Annotated in this window: 15 protein-coding genes; 9 read left to right on the top strand and 6 right to left on the bottom strand. The window is 71.9% G+C overall.

Translation table 11 applies throughout. The features are described 5' to 3' along the window. Positions 1-54 precede the first annotated feature (54 nt). Positions 55-1,800, bottom strand: a complete 1,746-nt coding sequence (gene treZ / locus ADL12_RS38365; RefSeq protein WP_062711690.1) for a malto-oligosyltrehalose trehalohydrolase — start codon at positions 1,798-1,800, stop codon at positions 55-57. A gap of 185 nt (positions 1,801-1,985) precedes the next feature. Here treZ and ADL12_RS38360 point away from each other — a divergent pair, with 185 nt between their 5' ends. The 3 genes from ADL12_RS38360 (at position 1,986) to ADL12_RS38350 (ending at position 4,456) form a co-directional block, all read left to right on the top strand. Next, positions 1,986-2,537, top strand: coding sequence for a DUF1707 and FHA domain-containing protein (locus ADL12_RS38360; protein ID WP_062711687.1), 552 nt, complete (start codon positions 1,986-1,988; stop codon positions 2,535-2,537). Positions 2,538-2,675: 138 nt separating this feature from the next. Then, positions 2,676-4,046 (top strand): M14 family zinc carboxypeptidase, encoded by a 1,371-nt coding sequence (locus tag ADL12_RS38355; protein ID WP_062711684.1) that lies wholly within the window; start codon positions 2,676-2,678, stop codon positions 4,044-4,046. Further along, positions 4,043-4,456: an SSI family serine proteinase inhibitor gene (locus ADL12_RS38350; RefSeq protein ID WP_062711681.1), complete on the top strand. Its 414-nt coding sequence runs from the start codon at positions 4,043-4,045 to the stop codon at positions 4,454-4,456. The genes ADL12_RS38355 and ADL12_RS38350 overlap by 4 nt, the downstream gene beginning before the upstream one ends. Before the next feature lie 49 nt (positions 4,457-4,505). Here the strand turns inward: ADL12_RS38350 and ADL12_RS38345 are convergent, their stop codons facing one another. Both ADL12_RS38345 and treY read right to left on the bottom strand, forming a co-directional pair. Further along, entirely contained in the window at positions 4,506-5,756 is a 1,251-nt protein-coding gene (locus ADL12_RS38345) for a M14 family zinc carboxypeptidase (protein ID WP_062711678.1), read from the bottom strand. A gap of 403 nt (positions 5,757-6,159) precedes the next feature. Then, on the bottom strand, positions 6,160-8,523 hold the full coding sequence (treY, locus tag ADL12_RS38340; protein WP_062711675.1) for a malto-oligosyltrehalose synthase: 2,364 nt from the start codon (positions 8,521-8,523) through the stop codon (positions 6,160-6,162). 81 nt (positions 8,524-8,604) lie between these two features. Between treY and ADL12_RS38335 the strand changes: the two genes are divergently transcribed. Beyond that, the gene (locus ADL12_RS38335) at positions 8,605-10,116 is read left to right on the top strand and encodes an MFS transporter (protein ID WP_244188202.1); all 1,512 of its coding nucleotides are present in this window, start codon (positions 8,605-8,607) and stop codon (positions 10,114-10,116) included. Here ADL12_RS38335 and glgX read toward each other — a convergent pair. Then, positions 10,113-12,272: a glycogen debranching protein GlgX gene (gene glgX, locus ADL12_RS38330; RefSeq protein WP_062711723.1), complete on the bottom strand. Its 2,160-nt coding sequence runs from the start codon at positions 12,270-12,272 to the stop codon at positions 10,113-10,115. The genes ADL12_RS38335 and glgX overlap by 4 nt on opposite strands. 182 nt (positions 12,273-12,454) lie before the next feature. Between glgX and ADL12_RS38325 the strand changes: the two genes are divergently transcribed. From ADL12_RS38325 to ADL12_RS38310, 4 genes are all read left to right on the top strand, one after another. Then, complete coding sequence (locus ADL12_RS38325) at positions 12,455-13,270, top strand: hypothetical protein (RefSeq protein WP_062711672.1); 816 nt, start codon at positions 12,455-12,457, stop codon at positions 13,268-13,270. Positions 13,271-13,340: 70 nt separating this feature from the next. Further along, entirely contained in the window at positions 13,341-14,651 is a 1,311-nt protein-coding gene (locus tag ADL12_RS38320) for a copper amine oxidase (protein WP_062711669.1), read from the top strand. 103 nt (positions 14,652-14,754) lie between these two features. Next, on the top strand, positions 14,755-15,993 hold the full coding sequence (locus tag ADL12_RS38315; protein ID WP_062711666.1) for an SAV2148 family HEPN domain-containing protein: 1,239 nt from the start codon (positions 14,755-14,757) through the stop codon (positions 15,991-15,993). Positions 15,994-16,114: 121 nt separating this feature from the next. Further along, positions 16,115-16,837, top strand: a complete 723-nt coding sequence (locus ADL12_RS38310) for a 3'-5' exonuclease (RefSeq protein WP_062711663.1) — start codon at positions 16,115-16,117, stop codon at positions 16,835-16,837. Between the two features lie 192 nt (positions 16,838-17,029). Here ADL12_RS38310 and ADL12_RS38305 read toward each other — a convergent pair whose 3' ends face one another. Then, a complete protein-coding gene (locus tag ADL12_RS38305) occupies positions 17,030-17,581 on the bottom strand; it encodes a YbaK/EbsC family protein (RefSeq protein ID WP_079052500.1) in 552 nt (183 codons plus the stop codon). Continuing rightward, the gene (locus ADL12_RS38300; RefSeq protein ID WP_062711660.1) at positions 17,497-18,549 is read right to left on the bottom strand and encodes a DMT family transporter; all 1,053 of its coding nucleotides are present in this window, start codon (positions 18,547-18,549) and stop codon (positions 17,497-17,499) included. The genes ADL12_RS38305 and ADL12_RS38300 overlap by 85 nt, the downstream gene beginning before the upstream one ends. A 92-nt stretch (positions 18,550-18,641) precedes the next feature. On the opposite strand from ADL12_RS38300, the gene ADL12_RS38295 reads away from it, so the two are divergent. Next, the gene (locus tag ADL12_RS38295) at positions 18,642-19,565 is read left to right on the top strand and encodes a LysR family transcriptional regulator (protein ID WP_062711657.1); all 924 of its coding nucleotides are present in this window, start codon (positions 18,642-18,644) and stop codon (positions 19,563-19,565) included. Positions 19,566-19,619: the final 54 nt, after the last annotated feature.

Genomic DNA, 19,619 nt, shown 5'->3' with positions numbered 1-19,619 from the left:
CGGACGCTCGCGCCCCCCCCCGGGCCCCCGGAACCTCACGCCCCCGCGCCCCGCTCACCCCTGCAACAGCACCACGCCCGACTCCCCGGGCACCTGCAGCACCCCGTCCGCACCCGGCGCCTCCACCGGCTCCCACGCGGCCAGTACGGTCCCCTCGCGGGGCCCCAGGGGGATCGCCGCCGGTTCCTTGGCGAGGTTGACGGCCACGCGTACGTCGCCGCGCCGGAAGGCCAGCCAGCGCTCCTGCTCGTCGTAGGCCACCTTGGTGTCGGCGAGGTCGGGATCCGTGAGGTCGGGCTGTTCGTGGCGCAGGGCGATGAGGCGGCGGTACCAGGCCAGCACGCGCGCGTGGGGCTCGATGTCGGGCTCGGACCAGTCGAGGCAGGAGCGGTCCCGGGTCGCCGGGTCCTGCGGGTCGGGCACGTCCTCCTCGGCCCAGCCGTGTGCCGCGAACTCCCGCCGCCTGCCGCGTCGTACGGCTTCGGCGAGCTTGGGATCGGTGTGGTCGGTGAAGAACTGCCAGGGCGTGCCCGCGGCCCACTCCTCGCCCATGAACAGCATCGGCGTGAACGGTGCGGTCAGCGTCAGCGTGGCCGCGCAGGCCAGCAGGCCGGGGGAGAGGGAGGCCGCGAGCCGGTCGCCCTGGGCCCGGTTGCCGACCTGGTCGTGGGTCTGGCTGTAACCGAGGAGACGGTGCGCCGCAACGCGGGTACGGTCCAAGGGGCGCCCGTGCCGCTGGCCCCGGAAGCTCGAGTACGTCCCGTCGTGGAAGTAGCCGCCGGTGAGGGTCTTGGCGAGGCCCGCCATGGGGGCGCGGGCGAAGTCGGCGTAGTAGCCCTGGGACTCGCCGGTCAGCGCGGCGTGCAGGGTGTGGTGGAAGTCGTCGTTCCACTGCGCGTGCAGACCGACGCCGCCCGCCTCGCGCGCGGTGATGAGCCGGGGGTCGTTGAGGTCGGACTCGGCGATCAGGTACAGCGGCCGGTCGAGGTCGGCGGCCAGGGCGTCGACGGCTGTCGACAGCTCCTCCAGGAAGTGGCACGCGCGTGTGTCCACCAGTGCGTGCACCGCGTCCAGACGCAGCCCGTCGAACCGGTAGTCCCGCAGCCAGGCGAGCGAGCTCTCCACGAGATACGCGCGCACCTCGTCCGAGCCGGGCGCGTCCAGGTTGACGGCGGAGCCCCAGGGCGTCTGGTGGGTGTCCGTGAGGTAGGGCCCGAAGACGGGCAGATAGTTCCCGGACGGGCCGAAGTGGTTGTGCACGACGTCGAGAACCACGCCCAGGCCCAGTTCGTGCGCCCGGTCGACGAAGCGTTTCAGCGCCTCGGGCCCGCCGTACGGCTCGTGCACCGCCCACAGCGAGACCCCCTCGTACCCCCAGCCGTGCCGCCCGGGGAAGGGGCACAGCGGCATCAACTCGACATGGGTGACGCCCAGTTCGACGAGGTGCACGAGCCGCTCGGCGGCAGCGTCGAGCGTGCCCTCACGCGTGTACGTGCCCACGTGCAGCTCATACAGCACCGCACCGGGCAGTGGCCTCCCCGCCCACTCGGTACGCCACTCGTAGCGCCCGTGGTCGACGACCGCGCTCAGCCCGTCCGGACCGTCCGGCTGCCGGCGCGAGCGCGGATCGGGCAGCACGGGGCCGTCGTCGAGCGCGAAGCCGTACCGTGTGCCGTCCCGCGCCTCTGCCTCCCCCCGCCACCATCCCGCGCGATCGGGATCGCGCTCCAACGCGCGCGTGGCGCCCTCGCAATGGAGCGTCACACGGTCGGCCTGCGGTGCCCACACCTCGAACTGCACGGACGGTTCCCCTTCGTCTGCTCACCGTGATGTAGCCCGTCCATGGTGCTTCAAACGAGATCAATCCGCTTCTGAATCCTCCCTTTTGCGGCAGGTGTCGTGGCCGATGTCGTCGATCATGCCTGCGTGGCGGCGGTTTCCCCGTTTTCTGGACACCGGGGGGCCACTGACCGACAATCAGCTCCGTGACGTCGTCTTTCGAGTTCAATACCTACCCCGCGCGGCTCTCCGACGCGGAGCGCGACAAGGCGCTGAAGGTGCTCCGTGACGGCGTCGCCATGGGCCGGCTGTCGCACGACACGTTCGTGCGACGCATGGAACTGGCCCTCGCCGCCCGCCGTGTGGACGAGCTCGCCGTGCTCACCGCCGACCTGCCCGTCGAGAGCCGCCTGTCACGCCTGGTGTTCGGCTCGGTCGAGGCGATCTCCGGCTTCACCGTACGGCTGCGCAGGGCCTGGCAGTCCGAGCGGCTGCCCAAGCTGCTGCTGCCCCACCCCGCGACCGGTCATCCGCTGCGCATCGGCCGTGACCCCGCCAATGGGCTGCGGCTGACCCACGAGACGGTGTCCCGGGTGCACGCCGAACTGAGCCACCAGGCCGGCATATGGGTCCTGCGCGACCTCGGCTCCACCAACGGCACCACGGTGAACGGCCGACGGGTCATCGGCGCCGTAGTGGTCCGCGAGGGCGACCAGGTCGGCTTCGGCCGGATGTCGTTCCGGCTCGCCGCGAACTGAGCCGAACCTTAGCTCTGGCCTTGGCCTTACTTGATGCGTTGACTCAAGTCCCTTTGCCCTCTGTGGTGTTGACGTAGTCGTCAACTCGTGACTGACTGTGCGTACACCGTGCACACCAGGTGAATCGACGGCACCACATTGTGGAGGTGTGCCCTGCCGCCACTCCTCCGCTACCCGACCGTCGACGAGCTGGGCGCCCGGGCGGCCGCGCTCGTCGCCCGCCGCCCTCGTGACGCGCGGCTGCGCCGCGTCGGGACGTCCCGCGCGGGCACACCGCTGTGGCTGCTGTCCGTCGGCCATGGCAGCCGCCAGGCCCTCGTCGTGGCCGGCCCGCACGCCAACGAACCCGTGGGCGGCGCCACCGTGCTGCGGCTGGCCGAACGGGTGCTGGCCGACCCCCGCCTGCACGAGGGTGCCGACGCCACCTGGAACCTGCTGCTGTGCCTGGACCCCGACGGCCTGCGCCGCAACGAGGGCTGGCTGCACGGTCCGTACGCGCTCGGCGGCTACTTCCGGCACTTCTTCCGGCCCGGCTTCCTGGAGCAGCCCGAATGGCTGCCCGACGGCGCGGACGCCGCCACGCTGCCCGAGACCCGCGCCCTGCTCGACCTCCAGGACGAACTGCGGCCCTTCCTCCAGTGCTCACTGCACGGGGTCGACGTCGGCGGCGGCTTCGTCGAGCTGACCCACGACCTGCCCGGCCTCGCCCAGCGCGTCGCGCACACCGCCGCCCGCCTCGGCATTCCGCGCGAGCTCGGCCCCTACGACACCCTGTACTGGCCGGAACTGGGACCCGCCGTCTACCGGATCCCCAGGCCGCGCCGGGGCGATCTGGCCGCCGCCATCACCGAGGCGGCCGTTGAGTCGACCTGGTTCCATCCGCACCGGCACGGCACCGTCACGGCGGTCGTCGAGGCCCCCATGTGGGGGGTGCCCGCGGTGGAGGACGGCGCCCCGCACGCCGATGAGGAAACGGTCCTGCGCATGGTGAGCCACACACTGCGTCACGACACCGGCGTCCTGGAGCGACTGCTGGCGCGCCTGCGGCCACACCTTCCCGCCGGACCGGAAACGGCCCGGCTGTTCGCCCCGGTCGACGACTATTTACTGGTCTGCCCCGGGCTCGCCGACACCTGGGACCCCGACCTCGAGGACCCGGGCGGCGAACGGCCCCTTCCGCCGCTCAGCACCGCCCACCTGGCCGCCCTGCGCATCGCCGGGCGGCGCCTCGCCCTGCGGACGGCGGGACTGCTGCACCAGCTCGTGACGGGCGCCGGGCGCGACCCGGCCCGGGTGCTGCCGGAACTGGACCGGCTCCTCGACGAGTGGTGCGAGGACTACCGCGACGGCTGCGGAGCGCGCTGGATACCGGTCGCGCGCCAGGTGGAGTACCAGTCGCGGGTGGTGCTCGCCGCGTTCGAACTCGCCGCGCGGTACGCGCCCGCGGGCTCTCGTTCGGGTGAGTCGGGGTGGAATGCCGGGGCCGCCGTGCCGATGCATCGGGAATGACGCGATGCATCACAGCCGTACGCGGCACTCTGCTCACGGCAGCCGCCGCCCTTGCCCTCGGCGCCGCCGCGCCCCAGGCGACCGCCCAGGACTCCGGCCCCGGCAACTGGCTCTTCGTCACGGTCACCCGCGGCGAGACCCCCCACAGTGAGGCGCCCGGCAGGCTGCTGCTGTGCGATCCGCCGCAGGGGCACGGCAAGGCGGCCGAGGCCTGCGAGCAGCTCGACAGGGTGGGCGGCGACATCGGCCGGCTCCGGCAGAAGGACGCCTTCTGCCCGATGATCTACGCGCCGGTGACCGCCCACGCGCGCGGATGGTGGAACGGACGCCCGGTGGAGTACCGGGAGACGTTCTCGAACGGATGCGGGATGTCGGCGCGGACGGGCGCGGTCTTCGCGCTGGACGGCTGACCCCGCCTCTACCGCACGGTGCTGCACGCGCGTGTGCCGTAGGCGTGGCTCACGTCTCTCGGTCACGTGCGTGCAGCGCTGCCGCGACGACCGTCCGGGACTGGTGCTCGACCTGGTGCTCCAGCGGCACCCAGCGGGCCCGGAAGCGCTCGGCGAAGGCGTCGCTCCAGGTCGCCACGAGGCGTTCGAGCGGCGGGGCCGCGCTGTCGCCGGTCTCGTGCAGGACACGCCGCAGCATGGCCGCCGCCCGCAGCGGCAGCCGCCGCCCGAAGGCGTCCACGCTCCCGACGTACGCCATGGTGCCGTCGGCGGGCGGCGTGTGCATCCAGTCGGCGGCCAGCCCCGGCACCAGTTCCAGCGACCACTTCGCGGCCCTCAGCAGGGGCCCGTCGGCGCCGTCCAGGCGGGGGAGCGCCTCGCTGAGCACCCGCTCCACCTCCAGCGCGTCCCGCAGCAGCCGGGCCGCCAGCCGCCGCATCGCCCTGGCCGGGGCGGGATGCGGCGCCGGGTCGTCCACCAGGTCGCTCGCCCACATCGGCACCTCGACGACCGCGGTCAGGCCGCCGTACCGGTGCACGCGATACCAGGTGCTGCTGCGCGCGTCGTCCGGCATGCTCGGATACGCCGCGCCCGCGCCCGGCGCCGGCATCACGTGCACCCCGGGTCCGGCCGCGGGCCAGCCCGCCGCGTCCGAGGCGCCGGTCTCCACCGGGATGTGCAGCTCGGCCGCGGACTTCGCGAACGGCTCGGCGAGTCCGGGGACGTCCTTCGTCAACTGCACCCAGCTGCCGCCCAGATCGGTGCCGTGCAGGGTCACCTGGAGGTAGGGGCGCAGCTCGTCGATGACCCGGATCAGCGCCCGCGTCTCGGGCGGCAGCCGGTCGGGCGGCAGGGCGGCCGGTGCCCACTCCGGCTGCTCGGGGGCTGCGGGCCTGAAGAAGCCGAGGTGGTAGTCGAACAGGCTGCGGGGTGCCGGGGTGACGTGCAGGCTCGCACCGTCGGGGTCCGCGCACAGCAGGAAGTGCCAGGCGGTGTCGGCCCGCAGCTCCCGGTCGTGCAGGACGCGTTCGGCGACCGCGAGAAGGGTGGAACTCCCCGTCGGTTCGTTGGAGTGCGCTCCCGCGACGACCAGTACGGCGCGTCGGGCGTGACCGATGGACAGCAGATGGAGGGGTCTGCCCGCCCGGGAGGCCCCCACCTGTCTGAGTACGCACAGGTCGGGCCGGTGAGCGGCCAACGCTCGGGCGGACAGGATCAGTTCGGTCAGCGTGGGGTAGCGCAGCTCCGGCAGGAGACTCACCCCCGTCACGTCCGCCCGGCTTCGCAATCCGCAGTACCCCATGGTCTCGTTTACCTGTCAAGGATTTCACGGGGGAGCCTCCAGGGGGCGCCCAGTTGCATTTGCCGCCGGAAGGTGAGGAGTGGCAGGCGGCAGGGGGAGTGCGAGCCCCGTCCTGCCGGGGCGGCGGGCCCTGTTTCACCCCTTTCGTCCCGCTTTCGAGCAGCAGGGCAGCCGCCGGCAGCCCGGGCGCGAAGAGGGCATCGACGCTCGTCACCACGCGCCGGCCGTCGTGCACGAGCCCCGGGAGTGTGCGCGGGCCCGAGCCGGTCGCCGGCAGGACGCCACGCGCGCGGGGCCGCCGTACGCGCCCGAGAGCGTGCTCCATGGGCACGCCGTACGACATTACGGCCGCTCGGCCCGCTCACATCGACTCCTCCACGCCGACCCGCTCCAGCAACGCCACGGGCAGCTGCTCGAACAGTTCCTCCACACGCGCGTGCCCGCTGAACTCCCGCTCCGGAGACAGCGCGTCGGCCCACCGCCCCGGCGGCAGCGGCAGCAGCGTGTCACGCCAGCCGCCGGACCGCGCCAGCCGCAGCGACAGCCGCGTCACGGCGGTGACCACCTCACCGGAGCGCACGAAGGCGACACAGTGCGCGGCTGACGGCCCCTCGGCGCTCAAGGGCGCGTACGACGCCGAGTCACCGAACACATCGGGGCGCCGCCTGCGAAGCCGTAGCACCGACGCCGTCAACGCACCCTTCTCGCCCGGATCCTCGTGCGGGAACCGCACGGCCCGCCGGTTGTCGGGGTCGACCAGCGCCCGGTACTCGCCCTCGGTGCCCTGGTAGACATCGGGGACGCCCGGCATCGTCAGCTGGGCCAGGGCCATGCCCAGCGTGTTCGCCCGGATGTGCGGCTCCAGGCTGCCCCGGAGAGCCGCCACGTGCGCGTACGGCGCCCCACACGGCCCCGCCGCGACGAACTCCGCCACCGCCTCCTCATACGGCGGCTCCTGCTCCGTCCAGCTCGTGAACAGCCCCGCCTCGCGCACATGCTTCAACAGGGCGCCCTGAACGCGGTCGACGGCCGCGTCGCCCAGCCCGAACACCGTCTGCCAGGCCGCCCACGCCAGTTGCGCGTCCGGTACGCCCTCGCCGTCGCGCGTCACCTCGGTCAGGACGTCCGCCCAGCGCTCCGGGCACTCGGTGAGCACGGCCAGCGCGGCCCGTACGTCGGCGCTGCGCTTGGTGTCGTGTGTCGACGCGACCGTCCCGGTCGCGGGCCAGTCGCGCTGCACGCGCGCGCAGTAGGCGTGGAATTCGTCGGGCGAGACCGCGGGGCTCCCCGGGTTCCCGCCCACTTCGGTCGCCGACAGCAGCGGCACATACCGGTAGAACGCCGTGTCCTCCACGGACTTGGCCCGCAGCGCCGACGCCGTCTGCGCGAACCGCGCCCGGAACTCCACGTGGTCCGGCCCGCCCCCGGCCCGCCCGAGCACCAGGTCGCGCACGACGTCGACCGCACCGGCCTCCTCGGGCACGACGAAGGCGAGCCGGGCCTCGGCCGCGGCCTCCTCGGTGACGACGCGGGCCGCGTCACCGGAGGCGTACGGCCGGTAGACCTCCAGCCGGACGAGGAGTTCCTGCAGCGCGGTGCGCAGCGCCCAGGGCGCGCGGTCGCGCAGCGCGGGCTCAGGGGACGTGACACACACGCGGTGCGCCACGCGCGTCAGCCGGTCGATCTCGGTGGCCAGCTCGTGCGTGAGCACCTTGTACGCCGCCCGCCGCACCGTCGCCGCCCAGTCGCCGCCCCGGTCCGTCTGCGGGGCCGCGAACCGCCGGTACTGGCCGAGGAGTTCCCCGAACCCCGCCGGGTCGGTGAAGAGGCCGTCGATGTACCGCAGGGCGTCGTAGCCGGTGGTGCCCGCGACGGGCCAGGAGGCCGGCAGGTGCTCCCCGTCCGACAGGATCTTCTCCACCACGGTCCAGCACCCGCCGGTCGCCTCGTGGAGGCGCTGGAGATACGCGTCGGGGTCGGCGAGGCCGTCGGGATGGTCGATGCGCAGCCCGTCGATCACGCCCTCGTGCAGGAGCTGGAGGATCTTGGCGTGGGTGGCCTCGAACACCTCCGGGTCCTCGACCCGCACCCCGATCAGCTCCGAGATGCTGAAGAAACGCCGGTAGTTGAGCTCCGTACGGGCCAGCCGCCACCACACCGGCCGGTACCACTGGGCGTCCAGCAGCTGCGGCAGCGGCAGCCCCTCGGTGCCCTCGCGCAGCGGGAACACATGGTCGTAGTAGCGCAGGACATCGCCGTCCACCTCCAGGCGGCCGAGCTCCTCGCCCAGCGGACGCCCCAGCACCGGCAGCAGCACCTGGCCGCCCTGCGCCTCCCAGTCGATGTCGAACCACCGCGCGTACGGCGACTTGGGGCCCTCGCGCAGTACCTCCCAAAGGGCGCGGTTATGCCGCGGAGCCATCGCCATGTGGTTGGGCACGATGTCCACCACCAGGCCCAGGCCGTGCTCGCGCGCGGTACGCGCCAGCGCGCGCAGCCCTTTTTCGCCGCCCAGTTCCTCGCGCACGCGCGCGTGGTCCACGACGTCGTAGCCGTGCCCCGACCCCGGGACCGCTTCCAGGACGGGGGACAGGTGCAGGTGCGAGACGCCGAGCGAGGCCAGATACGGCACGGCTGCCGCAGCGGCCGCGAACGAGAACGCCGGCTGCAGCTGCAACCGGTAGGTGGCGGTCGGCACCATCGGGTCAGGTCGCTCAGGGGTCATGGAAAGCTACGTACCCGCCCTGCCGCGCTTCGTGTCATCGTCCCCTCCACGTGGGCCCCCGAGCGTGCCTAGCTTCGAGCGATGGGGAAAACGGGGACGAGTGGACGAGGCGGTACGTCGGCGACCTACCGCGAGGTGATCGGCCTGACCGGTCCGCTGCTGCCGGTCATGTCCTTCCTGGCACGGCTGCCGACCGCCACCATCCAGTTCGGCAGTGTGCTGCTGGTCGCGCGGACGAGCGGTTCGCTGACTGCCGCGGGGCTGACCGGTGGCGCGCTCGCCCTCGGGCAGGTGGCCTGCGGCCCGCTCGTGGGCCGACTCGCCGACCGGCACGGCCAGCGGACGGTCGTGCTCACCTTCTCCCTCGCCAACGCCCTCGCGATCATCGGGTTGGTCACCGGAGCGCTCGCGGGGCTGCCGACGGCGGTGCCGGCCGCGCTCGGAGCGGTGGCCGGGGCGACGGTGCCGCAGATCGGACCCATGGCCCGAGCGCGTCTTGTCGCACTCGCACGTCGTGCCGGGGCTCGGGAGAGCACGGTGGGCGCGGCGCTCTCCTTCGAGAGCACGTTGGACGAGATCTCGTTCGTCCTGGGGCCGGCGCTCGTCGGTCTGGCGGCCGTGACGGCACATCCCGGGTACGCGCTGGGTGGCGCCGCGGTGCTGGTGGCCTTGTGCGGCACCGGCTTCGCGCTGCATCGGACGGCGGCGGCGACATGGTCCGGGCCCGTCGCCACGTCGGCGGAACGACGGACCGGTTCCGTCCGGACGCGCGCGGGGCGACGAGACGGTGCCGTCCCTACGCCCCCGGGACGACGGTCCAGTGCCGTCCCTACACCCCCGGCGCGACGGTCCAGTGCCGTCGCGACGTCCTCCACGCGACGGACCGGTGCCGTCCCGACGTCCCCAACGCGACGATCCGGTGCTGTCCCAACGCCCCCAACGCGACGATCCCGTCCCGTCCCGACCCCCATCCCCCCCTCCATCCACGCCCTCCGGGCCGCCCTCGCCCTCCAAGGCGCCATGTTCGGCGCCTGCCAAGCCGGCATCACCGCCCTCACCCAGCGTCTCGGACAGCCGGATCAGGCAGGCCTCGTGTACGCCGCCATGGGAGTGATGAGTGCTGTCGCCGGGCTCTCCATGGCCGCGGTGGCCGCCCGCGTCGGACTGAACGCCCGCTGGCGAGCCGCCACCGCGGCCGCATTCCTGCTCTCGCTCCCCCTCCTGTGGACCGACAGCCTTCCCACCCTGTACGCCGTCGTCACCGTCCTCGGCCTCGCCTACGCCCCGCACCTCATCACGGTGTTCGGGCTGACCGAGCGTGTGGTGCCGGCGGAGCGGCTCGCGGAGGCGATGGCGTTCGCGACGAGCGCGCTCGTCGGAGGGCAGGCTCTCGCGGTCGCCGTCACCGGCCGCCTGGCCGAGTCCTACGGCCCCGCGGCGGCCTTCGGGGCGGCGAGCCTCGCCGCCGCGCTCGCCTGCGCGACAGCGCTGACGGCGCGCCCGGCGTCGTACACCGGACGCGCCGCCGCAAGCCACCTCCACGCGCGCGTGCCCGACGAGACCGGGCAGGCACGCACCGACACGCTGTCCTAGACGGGCCGCTGCAGCACCGTCATGCTGCGGTCCACCAGCGTCAGCCGTTCCCCGGCCTGCACCTTCGCTCCGGCCCCCGGCGGCACTCCGTCCGGGCGGGCGGTGTCGACGACCACCTCCCACTGGCGGCCGTGGTTGACCGGCACGACGAAGTCGAGGGTCTTGGGGGAGGCGTTGAACATCAGCAGGAAAGAGTCGTCGGTGATGCGTTCCCCGCGCGCCCCCGGCTCCGAGATCGCGTTGCCGTTGAGGAACACCGTCAGCGCCGACGCCTGCGTCCGGTCCCAGTCCCGCTGGGTCATCTCCTTGCCCTGCGGTGTGAACCAGGCGATGTCCGACAGGTCGTCGTGGGTGCCCTCCACGGGCCGCCCGTGGAAGAAACGTCGCCTGCGGAAGACCGGATGGTCCCGCCGCAGCCACACCATCGCGCGCGTGAAGGCGAGCAGCTCACGGGGCAGCGCGTTCGCGCCCTCTCCGACCGAACCGTCCTCCGCGCCCGCGGCGCCCTCCTGCGGCCACTCGATCCACGCCAGCTCACTGTCCTGGCAGTAGGCGTTGTTGTTCCCGCGCTGCGTGCGTGCGAACTCGTCGCCGTGGCTGATCATCGGCACGCCCTGGGACAGCATCAGCGTGGCGATGAAGTTGCGCATCTGGCGGGCGCGCCGCTCCAGCACGGCCGGGTCGTCGGTCTCGCCCTCCACCCCGCAGTTCCAGGACCGGTTGTGGCTCTCGCCGTCCCGGTTGTCCTCGCCGTTGGCGTGGTTGTGCTTGTCGTTGTACGAGACGAGGTCGTGCAGGGTGAACCCGTCGTGGCAGGTCACGAAGTTGATGGAGGCCAGCGGGCGCCGCCCGTCGTCCTGGTACAGGTCGGAGGAGCCCGTCAGCCGGGAGGCGAACTCCGCCAGCGTGCGCGGCTCACCGCGCCACAGGTCCCGTACGGTGTCGCGGTACTTGCCGTTCCACTCGGTCCACAGCGGCGGGAAGTTGCCCACCTGGTAGCCGCCCTCGCCCACGTCCCAGGGCTCGGCGATCAGCTTCACCTGGGAGACCACCGGGTCCTGCTGCACCAGGTCGAAGAACGACGACAGCCGGTCCACCTCGTGGAACTGCCTCGCCAGCGTGGCCGCGAGGTCGAAGCGGAAGCCGTCGACGTGCATCTCGGTGACCCAGTAGCGCAGCGAGTCCATGATCATCTGCAGGACGTGCGGGGACCGCATGAGCAGGGAGTTACCGGTGCCCGTGGTGTCCATGTAGTAGCGCGGGTCGTCCGTCAGGCGGTAGTACTGCGGGTTGTCCAGGCCCCGGAAGGACAGCGTGGGGCCCAGGTGGTTGCCCTCGGCCGTGTGGTTGTAGACCACGTCGAGGATGACCTCGATGCCGGCCTCGTGCAGTGCCCGCACCGCCGACTTGAACTCCAGGACCTGCTGGCCGCGGTCGCCCCAGGAGGCGTACGCGTTGTGCGGGGCGAAGAAGCCGATCGTGTTGTAGCCCCAGTAGTTGTTCAGGCCCATGTCGACCAGACGGTGGTCGTTCACGAACTGGTGGACCGGCATCAGCTCGAGCGCCGTCACGCCCAGCTCGGTGAGGTGCTCGATGACCGCCGGATGCGCGAGGGCGGCGTAGGTGCCGCGCAGTTCCTCGGGCAGCCCCGGGTGCCGCATCGTGAGGCCCTTCACGTGGGCCTCGTAGATCACCGTGTGGTGGTACTCGGTGCGCGGCCGCCGGTCGTCGCCCCAGTCGAAGTACGGGTTGACCACGACCGACGACATCGTGTGCGGCGCCGAGTCCAGGTCGTTGCGCCTGTCGGGTTTGTCGAAGTGGTAGCCGTACACCTCCTCGCCCCAGCGGATCGAGCCGCTGACCGCCTTGGCGTACGGGTCGAGCAGCAGCTTCGCGGAGTTGCAGCGCAGACCGCGCTCCGGGGCGTACGGGCCGTGCACCCGGAACCCGTACCGCTGACCCGGCATGACGCCCGGCAGGTACGCGTGCCGTACGAACGCGTCGCTCTCCCGCAGTTCCACCGCCGTCTCCGAGCCGTCGTCGTGCAGCAGACACAGCTCTACTCGGTCCGCGGCCTCCGTGAAGACCGCGAAGTTGGTGCCGGCGCCGTCGTAGGTGGCACCGAGTGGATATGCCTCTCCAGGCCAGACCTGCATGGACACGACTCTTTCAGCTGGAGCGCGCCGTCGGGGGCGCCTTGGCGTCGAGTCTCCCCGAAAGTGATGGAACCACCTATGACTTACGTCCCTCTTACCGGTCGACCAGTGCATACGAGGTATGCCGAAACCAGTGGGGCAGACACGTACTCCCGGGGACGTACGGGGAGTAGGGGGAAGATGTGCGCAAGATAGTGCACCGCCATCTGGGCAAGGTGGTGGCAGGTGCGGCCATTGCGGTGGCCGGAACGGCCGTGATGGTCGGGATCACCCTGCCGGGGACGGCGGGGGCCGACGACACGGCAGGAGACAACGCGAGCCAGGCCGCTCAGCAGGCGGCCCAGGGACAGGGGGCCGCTGCGGTGCCTCCGGGCGTCGTCGAGGAGGCCCCGAGCGAGGGTGACAAGGGAACGGGCAACGACCCGCTGACCGACGACGAGATGGACCGGGCCGCGAAGCTCGCGGCGAGCCCGCAGATGCGCAACGCCGGCGAGAACGTCGAGGGCGACCGCGGTCCGCAGCGCGTCGGCGTCGACCTTGCCGAACCGGAGGCCGACGAGCTGGACGCCCCGAGCGCGCCGCGCCGGGCCGAGGTGACGTTCTACGACTACAAGGCCGACGCGCTCGTCACCAGGACGGTCAACCTCGACACCGGGAAGATCGAGCAGACCGTCACCGAGCACGGCGTCCAGCCGCCGCTGAGCCGTGCCGAGTACACGGAGGCGGCCAAGCTGCTGATCGCCGACCCGCTGGGCGCGGGCATGAAGGCGGACTTCAAGGACGCCACCGGCAAGGAGCTCACCTCCCCGGACCAGCTGCTGCTCAACGGCGCCGTGTACCGGGCGGCTCCGGGCGCCCAGCCCGCCGTACTCGACAAGTGCGGCGAACACCGGTGCGTGCGGCTGTTCCCGAAGGTCAAGAACGGGCCCTGGATCGACGCCCGGTCCTTCGTGATCGACCTGAGCGCCCGCAAGGTCGCCAAGCTCGACATCGGCTGAGCGGCCGTCCGTTCACCTTTCCAACCCACACCCTTGTACTTGCACCTCCCGTAAGAGGAGTCACTTCTTCATGCGCGTGAACAGAATGAGCCGTGCCCGTAAGGGCGCGGCCGTGGGCCTGTCCGTGGCCGCTCTGGCCGCCGGTGCGACGACCGGCGCGGGGCCGGCCAACGCCCAGCCGAGGAACGCCGCCGCGGCGGCCGCCGAGTGCAGCGCCAACTACCGCATCGAGCAGAAGCTCACCGGCGGCACGACCTGGCGGATGTGCTGGCGTTACGACGGCAAGGCAGGGCTCGTCCTGGAGAACATCTCCTACCAGCCCAAGGGCGAGACCAAGCCGATCAAGGTCCTCAACAGCGCCAGGCTCGGCCAGATCCACGTCCCGTACGACGACGGCAGCGTCGAGTACGACGACCTGACGGGCTTCGGCTTCGCCCAGGGGCTGATGAACCTGGCGCCCGGTGAGTGCCCCGGCGGCACCATCAAGACCGTCAAGGTCCCGGAGGCCTGGCAGGACCCGAACGTCAAGGGCCTGTGCACCACCACCCGCGCGCGCGGCCACGCCTACCGCATGCAGGGCGACACCGCGAACAAGGTCTACCAGGCCCAGAGCAAGGACCTGCTCGTCTACACGGTCAACCAGGTCGGCTGGTACGAGTACATGACCGAGTGGCGCTTCCAGGACGACGGCACGGTCACCATGAACGTCGGCGCGACCGGCAGCCTCTCCTTCGACGACTACGACGCCGGTGACGGCCGTGGCTGGCCCATCGGCAAGGGCAACGCGGCCAAGGCCACCAGCCACAGCCACAACGTCTTCTGGCGGCTCGACTTCGGCCTCGACGGCTCCTCCAAGAACCGGATCGAGCAGTACGACTCGGCCGTGACCGCGCCCGCCGCCGGTGACCAGGCCTCGAAGATCAAGACGACCCGCACCAAAATCACCAAGGAGCTCGCGGGCGACGCCAAGGCCTACCGCTGGTGGCGCATGGTCAGTGCGACCGGCAAGAACAAGGACGGCCACGCACGGTCGTACGAGATCGTCCCCGGCGCCACCACGAAGTACCCGGGCCGCAGCTTCACCAAGCACGACATGTACTTCACCGAGTACAACAAGTGCGAGAAGTTCGCCACGAACAACCCGGGTTGCGCGAACACCCATCCGAAGAATGTCGACAAGTGGGTGGGCGGCCAGAACCTCACGCATCCGATCGTGTGGATGAACGTGGGCTTCCACCACATCGCGCGCGACGAGGACCAGCAGCCCATGCCGGTCCACTGGCAGGGATTCTCCATCGTCCCGCGGGATGTCACCGCTATGAATCCGCTCACTCCCAGCGAGCTCGCCTGGCAGAACGGGCACTGGCGGCCCCGTAGTTGAGAAACGACCCTGTCCATCCGGCTGCACCGCCGACCGCTCCCGGAGTACCCTTCCTTGATCGTTGGGACGGGGAGTGCTCGGGGGAGCGGAAGGCGGTGCGCGGGTGGGCTCGGGAGGGCTGGAGTTGCCCCCTGGTGACGAGAGTCACGAGGGGAACTCCACAGACGTCCCACCCGGTGCGGTGTCCCTGGCCAGGCCGATGGAGACCAACTCCATCGGCCCGGAGCTGGACTGGGACACCGACGCCTGGCGCGAGGTGCGTACGCGCGCCCAGCGGGCCGGCCGGGCCTACATCTGGCTGAACCTCGTCGAACAGCGGCTGCGCGCGGTCGTGGCCGCTGTTCTGCGCCCCATCTATGAACCCGTCCACGGCGACGAGTGGGTCGTGGCCGCGGCCGGACCGGCCGGCCAGGAGTGGGTCCAGCGCGCGGTCGCCGTACGCGAAGTCAGCCGCCGCAAGGGCTACTTGCTCGACCCGGCCGACGACAACGTCCTCAGCTTCCTCACGCTGCCGCAGCTGCGCGAGCTGATGGTGCAGCACTGGCCGTGCTTCGAGCCGTACATCGACGACCGCCGGGACGTCGAACTCGCCCTGGACGAACTCGAAGTGACCCGGAACGTCGTCTCGCGCAACCGCGCCCTGTCCGAGGCGGTCCTGAACCAGGCCGAGCGGGCCTCGGCACGTCTGCTCGAGATTCTCGGCGCGGGCGGAGACGTACCCTCCGCGCGCCGGCTGCCCGTCGACGCGGTCGAGGACCTGGTCGGCGACCGGTACGCCGACGTGGTCGCCGTGCACCCCGACCGGGTACGACTGCTGCGCCAGTTCCCGGCCGAGGACATCTTCGGCGGCGCACGCCGGCTCGACGCCATCGGTATCGGCCTCAACCTGCTCGTACAGAACTTCTCGGGGCGACGCCTGGTGCGCCTCGCCGAGTCCGGCTGCCGGGTGCGGCTGCTGTTCCTGAACCCGGCCTCCAGCGCGGTGAAGCGGCGCGAGCGCGAACTCGGCATCAAGCGGGGCGAGCTGAGCCGGGCCGTCGAGATGAACATCCTGCACATGCGCCGGGTGCGGTCCCGGCTGCGGGATCCCGGTGCCTTCGAGATCCAGGTCTTCGACGAGACGCCCCGCTTCACCGCGTATCTCGTGGACGGCGACGGCTCCGACGGCATCGCGATCGTGCAGTCCTATCTGCGGCGCACACGAGGGCTGGAGGCGCCGGCCCTGGTGCTGCGCAACGGCAGCAGGGTGGTCAAGTCGGAGGAGATCGACCCAAGTGGGCTTTTCCCGACATACCGCGAGGAGTTCGAGCTGATGTGGGCTGATTCGCGGCCGGTGTCCTGAACTGTCCCCCTGCGGAAGCGCTGTCGCGTCGCGGAAGCGGAATGCGGTCCTCTGATTGTCAGTGGCGCATGGGAGGGTGGAGACCACTGGGGGAAAGCACCACCAAGAAGGGGGACCGCCCATGGGCTGGCACCGGGAGCTGCTGATCGGCTTCGACCTGGAGACGACCGGGACCGATCCGCGCGAGGCGCGCATCGTCACGGGGGCCGTGATCGAGGTCAGGGACGGGCAGACCCTAGGGCACAAGGAGTGGCTGGCGGATCCGGGCGTGGAGATCCCGCCGGACGCGGTCGCGGTCCACGGCATCAGCAATGAGCGTGCGGCCGCCGAGGGCCACCCGGCCGACCAGGTGGCGGACGCCATCGCCGACGTCCTCGTGGCGTACTGGAGGACAGGCGTACCGGTCGTCGCCTATAACGCGGCCTTCGATCTGAGCCTGCTCTCCGCCGAACTGCGGCGGTACGGACTGCCGTCCCTGCGCGACCGCCTGGGCGGCCTGGATCCCGCCCCGGTCATCGACCCGTACACCATCGACCGCTGGGCCGACCGCTACCGCCGAGGCAAGCGCAACCTCGAAGCGGTCTGCCGGGAGTACGGCATCTCGCTCGACTCCGCGCACGACGCCTCCGCCGACGCGCTCGCCGCGGCCCGGCTGGCCTGCGCGATAGCCGCCCGCCACCCCAAGGTCGCGGCCCTCGGCCCGGCGGAGCTGCACCGCCGCCAGATCGAGTGGTACGCCGAGTGGGCGGCGGACTTCCAGAACTTCCTGCGCCGCAAGGGCGATGCGACAGCGGTGGTCGACGGGACGTGGCCCTTGCGGGAGCATGCCGACGAGACGGTCTGATCCCGGGCGGGACATGTGCCGGTCCTGGGCGGGGCTCGGTGCCGACCGTCACGCGGTCTCGCCGGGCGGGCCGCAGGCAAGTCAGGGCGTGGCTGCTCGTCATCCGAGTTCTGCCGGGCGGTGTCGTCCACCACGCCGCTGCGGGGAGCTGCCGTTGGCCGCGCACCGGTCCACCCCCTGCGGCGTCCTGCGTCACGTCGTCGCAGGGCTCGCGATGCGCTCGATGCGGGGCTTGGCCAGCCGCTCGTAATCGGCGCCCGAGATGCACAGCGAGCGGTCGAGCCGGGCCGCGTTGAAGTACAGCTTCGGCTGGGCCACGACATCCGGATCGGCGACCAGTTCGAGGTCGGGGTCGAAGCTGAACGGCAGGACGGTGCCGGGGACGGCGCGGGCCAGCCGCTCGGCCGTCTCCGGCTCGCTGAAGCCGACGTAGCGCGCGGCGAACAGCGCCCGGACGGCGTCCAGATCCACCCGTCGGTCTCCGGGGACGACCGCGAGGACGTGACGCGTTGTGCGGCGGTCCACCTTGACCCGCAGCACGATGCACTTCGCGGCCTCGGAGGCCGGGTGCCCGCGCAGCGCGCAGACGGCCTCGGTGGCGCCCTCGGGCTCGTGGTCGATGAGGCGGTGGTCGACGGAGGAGGAGTCGAGCAGGGAGATCAGGTGGTCGTAAGTGTCGTGCTGGGTGGGTTCGTGCTGGGTGCCGTCGTCGTGGGTGTCTTCGTCGTGGGCGCGGTCGGACATGCGGAGTCCTTGTCTGCGGAGCCCCCGTCGAGGGGGTGGGCCGGGAGATGGGGTGAGGCGTGGGGTGAGGGAAGCCGGGGTTCCGGTGCGCTGCGGTGCGCCCGTTCCACCGCCTGCCCCCAGTACGTGCCGGCGACCATCAGGGCCGCCCCGAGGCCGGTGAGCGCGGTGAGGTGCTCACCGCCGAGCGCGATGCCCACCGCGACGGCCCAGACCGGCTCCGTGCCCAGCAGCAGGCTGGCCCGGCTGGCGGAGGTGCGCTGCACGGCCCAGGTCTGGGCGAGGAAGGCGAACACACTGCAGAACAGGGCGAGATAGACCAGCTGGGCCCACGTGGCCGGGGCGGCGTGAGCCAGCGCCGGCAGGTCGTGGGCGGCGGCAGGCAGGAACAGGGCCGTGCCGACGAGGGTCTGCACGGTCGTCAGGTGCAGGGGGCGGATCGCCCGCCCGGTGGTGAAGCGGCCGACCAGTACGACATGCCCGGCCCGGATCAGCGCGGCGCCGAGCATCAGCAGGTCGCCGAGGCGGGGCGCGTGGAAGCCGTTGCCGGACATGAGCAGCCCGACCGCCAGGACGCACACGCCGGTCGCGGCGAAGAAGGAGCCGGGCAGCGTGCCGCGGTGGCCGCCGCGATCGAGGAGCGGGGTGAGGACGATGGTCAGGCTGATGATGAGCCCGGCGTTGGCGGCACTGGTGTGGGCGACGCCGTACGTCTCCACGAGCAGGACCGCGGCCTGGGTCAACCCCAGGGGCACACCGGCCCGCAGTTCGGCCCGCGTCCACCGGCGCGGCCCGCGACCGCGGGAGGCGACGACGCCGAGGCAGGCGAGCGCGGAGAGGGCGTAGCGGGCGAACAGCACCAGCAGGACGGGGAGCGCGGCAGTGGCCGTCTGGGCCGACAGATAGCTGGAACCCCAGACGAGCGCGACAAGGAGGAGTACCGCATCGGTACGGCGGAAGTCGGACACGCACCCACGGTGCACCGAAGGCGTTCCTGAAGCCCAGTACCACTTTCTAAAACGATCATTTAGAAGCCCTACATCGTCCCTACACTGAGGCGATGGACGAACGCCAGCTGAGGATCCTGCGGGAGCTAGACGAACTGGGCAGTGTGACGGCGGTCGCCGAGGCGCTGCTGGTGACGCCGTCGGCGATCTCCCAGCAGCTACGGCTGCTGCAGCGCGCGATCCCGGTGCCGCTCACCGAACGCCAGGGGCGTCGGCTGGTGCTCACCGACGCCGGACGGGCGCTGGCGGGAGCGGCCGTCGAGGTGGAGACGGCGCTGGCGCGGGCGCGGCACACGGTCGAGGAGTTCCTCGAGCGGCCGGACGGCGAGGTGTCGGTGGCGGCGTTCGACAGCGCGGCCACGGCCTTCTTCCCGCTGCTGATCCGTGCGCTGGCCGGGCCGGGCAAGCCGGTGCCGAGACTGGCCGACGAGGACGTACCGCAGGAGGGCTTCCCCCGGCTCACCCGGGAGTACGACATCGTCCTGGCCCACCGCCTGGAACACGCCCCGCCGTGGCCGGACACGGTGACCGCGACGACCTTGCTGCGCGAGCCGCTGGACGTGGCGATGCCCGTCGATCACCCGCTCGCGGCCAAGCGCCGCGTCACCCCACGCGACGTGGCCGAGGAGCAGTGGATCACCGTGCACGACGGCTTCCCGGTCCTGGCGGTCATCGAAGCCATCGCCGCCGCGGCCGGACGCCGACTCCATCTGGCCCACCGCATCAACGAGTTCGCGGTGGTGGCCGAGGTCGTGGCGGCCGGCGGGGGCCTGGCCCTGATGCCACGCTGGACGATGCGCCCGCATCCGGCGCTGGCCCTGCGGCCCCTCAGCGGAGTCCAGGCAAGACGCCACATCGACGCCCTGTACCGCCCCGAGCGCACGGCCAGGTCGGCCGTCCGTGCTGTACTGGCCGAGCTGGGCCGCGCCGCGCGCAGCGTCCAGAGCCGAGAAACCGGCGATACGGTGACGCCCTGAAGGGCGCGGGGCTGTATCGATCTGCGGCTCCGCCGCGTGGGCGCGACCAGCCAC

This window comes from Streptomyces regalis, from assembly GCF_001509475.1.
GTDB classification, from domain to species: Bacteria; Actinomycetota; Actinomycetes; order Streptomycetales; family Streptomycetaceae; genus Streptomyces; species Streptomyces regalis.
Note: the sequence above shows the minus strand (reverse complement) of the source record. Positions and strands in the feature narration are given on the sequence as shown.

Excerpts from the sequence above, each read along its gene's own strand:
- ADL12_RS38350 (WP_062711681.1), top strand. The coding sequence starts at position 4,043 with ATGACGCGATGCATCACAGCCGTACGCGGCACTCTGCTCACGGCAGCC.
- treY (WP_062711675.1), bottom strand. The coding sequence starts at position 8,523 with ATGACCCCTGAGCGACCTGACCCGATGGTGCCGACCGCCACCTACCGG.
- ADL12_RS38335 (WP_244188202.1), top strand. The coding sequence starts at position 8,605 with ATGGGGAAAACGGGGACGAGTGGACGAGGCGGTACGTCGGCGACCTAC.
- glgX (WP_062711723.1), bottom strand. The coding sequence starts at position 12,272 with ATGCAGGTCTGGCCTGGAGAGGCATATCCACTCGGTGCCACCTACGAC.
- ADL12_RS38320 (WP_062711669.1), top strand. The coding sequence starts at position 13,341 with ATGCGCGTGAACAGAATGAGCCGTGCCCGTAAGGGCGCGGCCGTGGGC.
- ADL12_RS38310 (WP_062711663.1), top strand. The coding sequence starts at position 16,115 with ATGGGCTGGCACCGGGAGCTGCTGATCGGCTTCGACCTGGAGACGACC.
- ADL12_RS38305 (WP_079052500.1), bottom strand. The coding sequence starts at position 17,581 with ATGTCCGACCGCGCCCACGACGAAGACACCCACGACGACGGCACCCAG.
- ADL12_RS38295 (WP_062711657.1), top strand. The coding sequence starts at position 18,642 with ATGGACGAACGCCAGCTGAGGATCCTGCGGGAGCTAGACGAACTGGGC.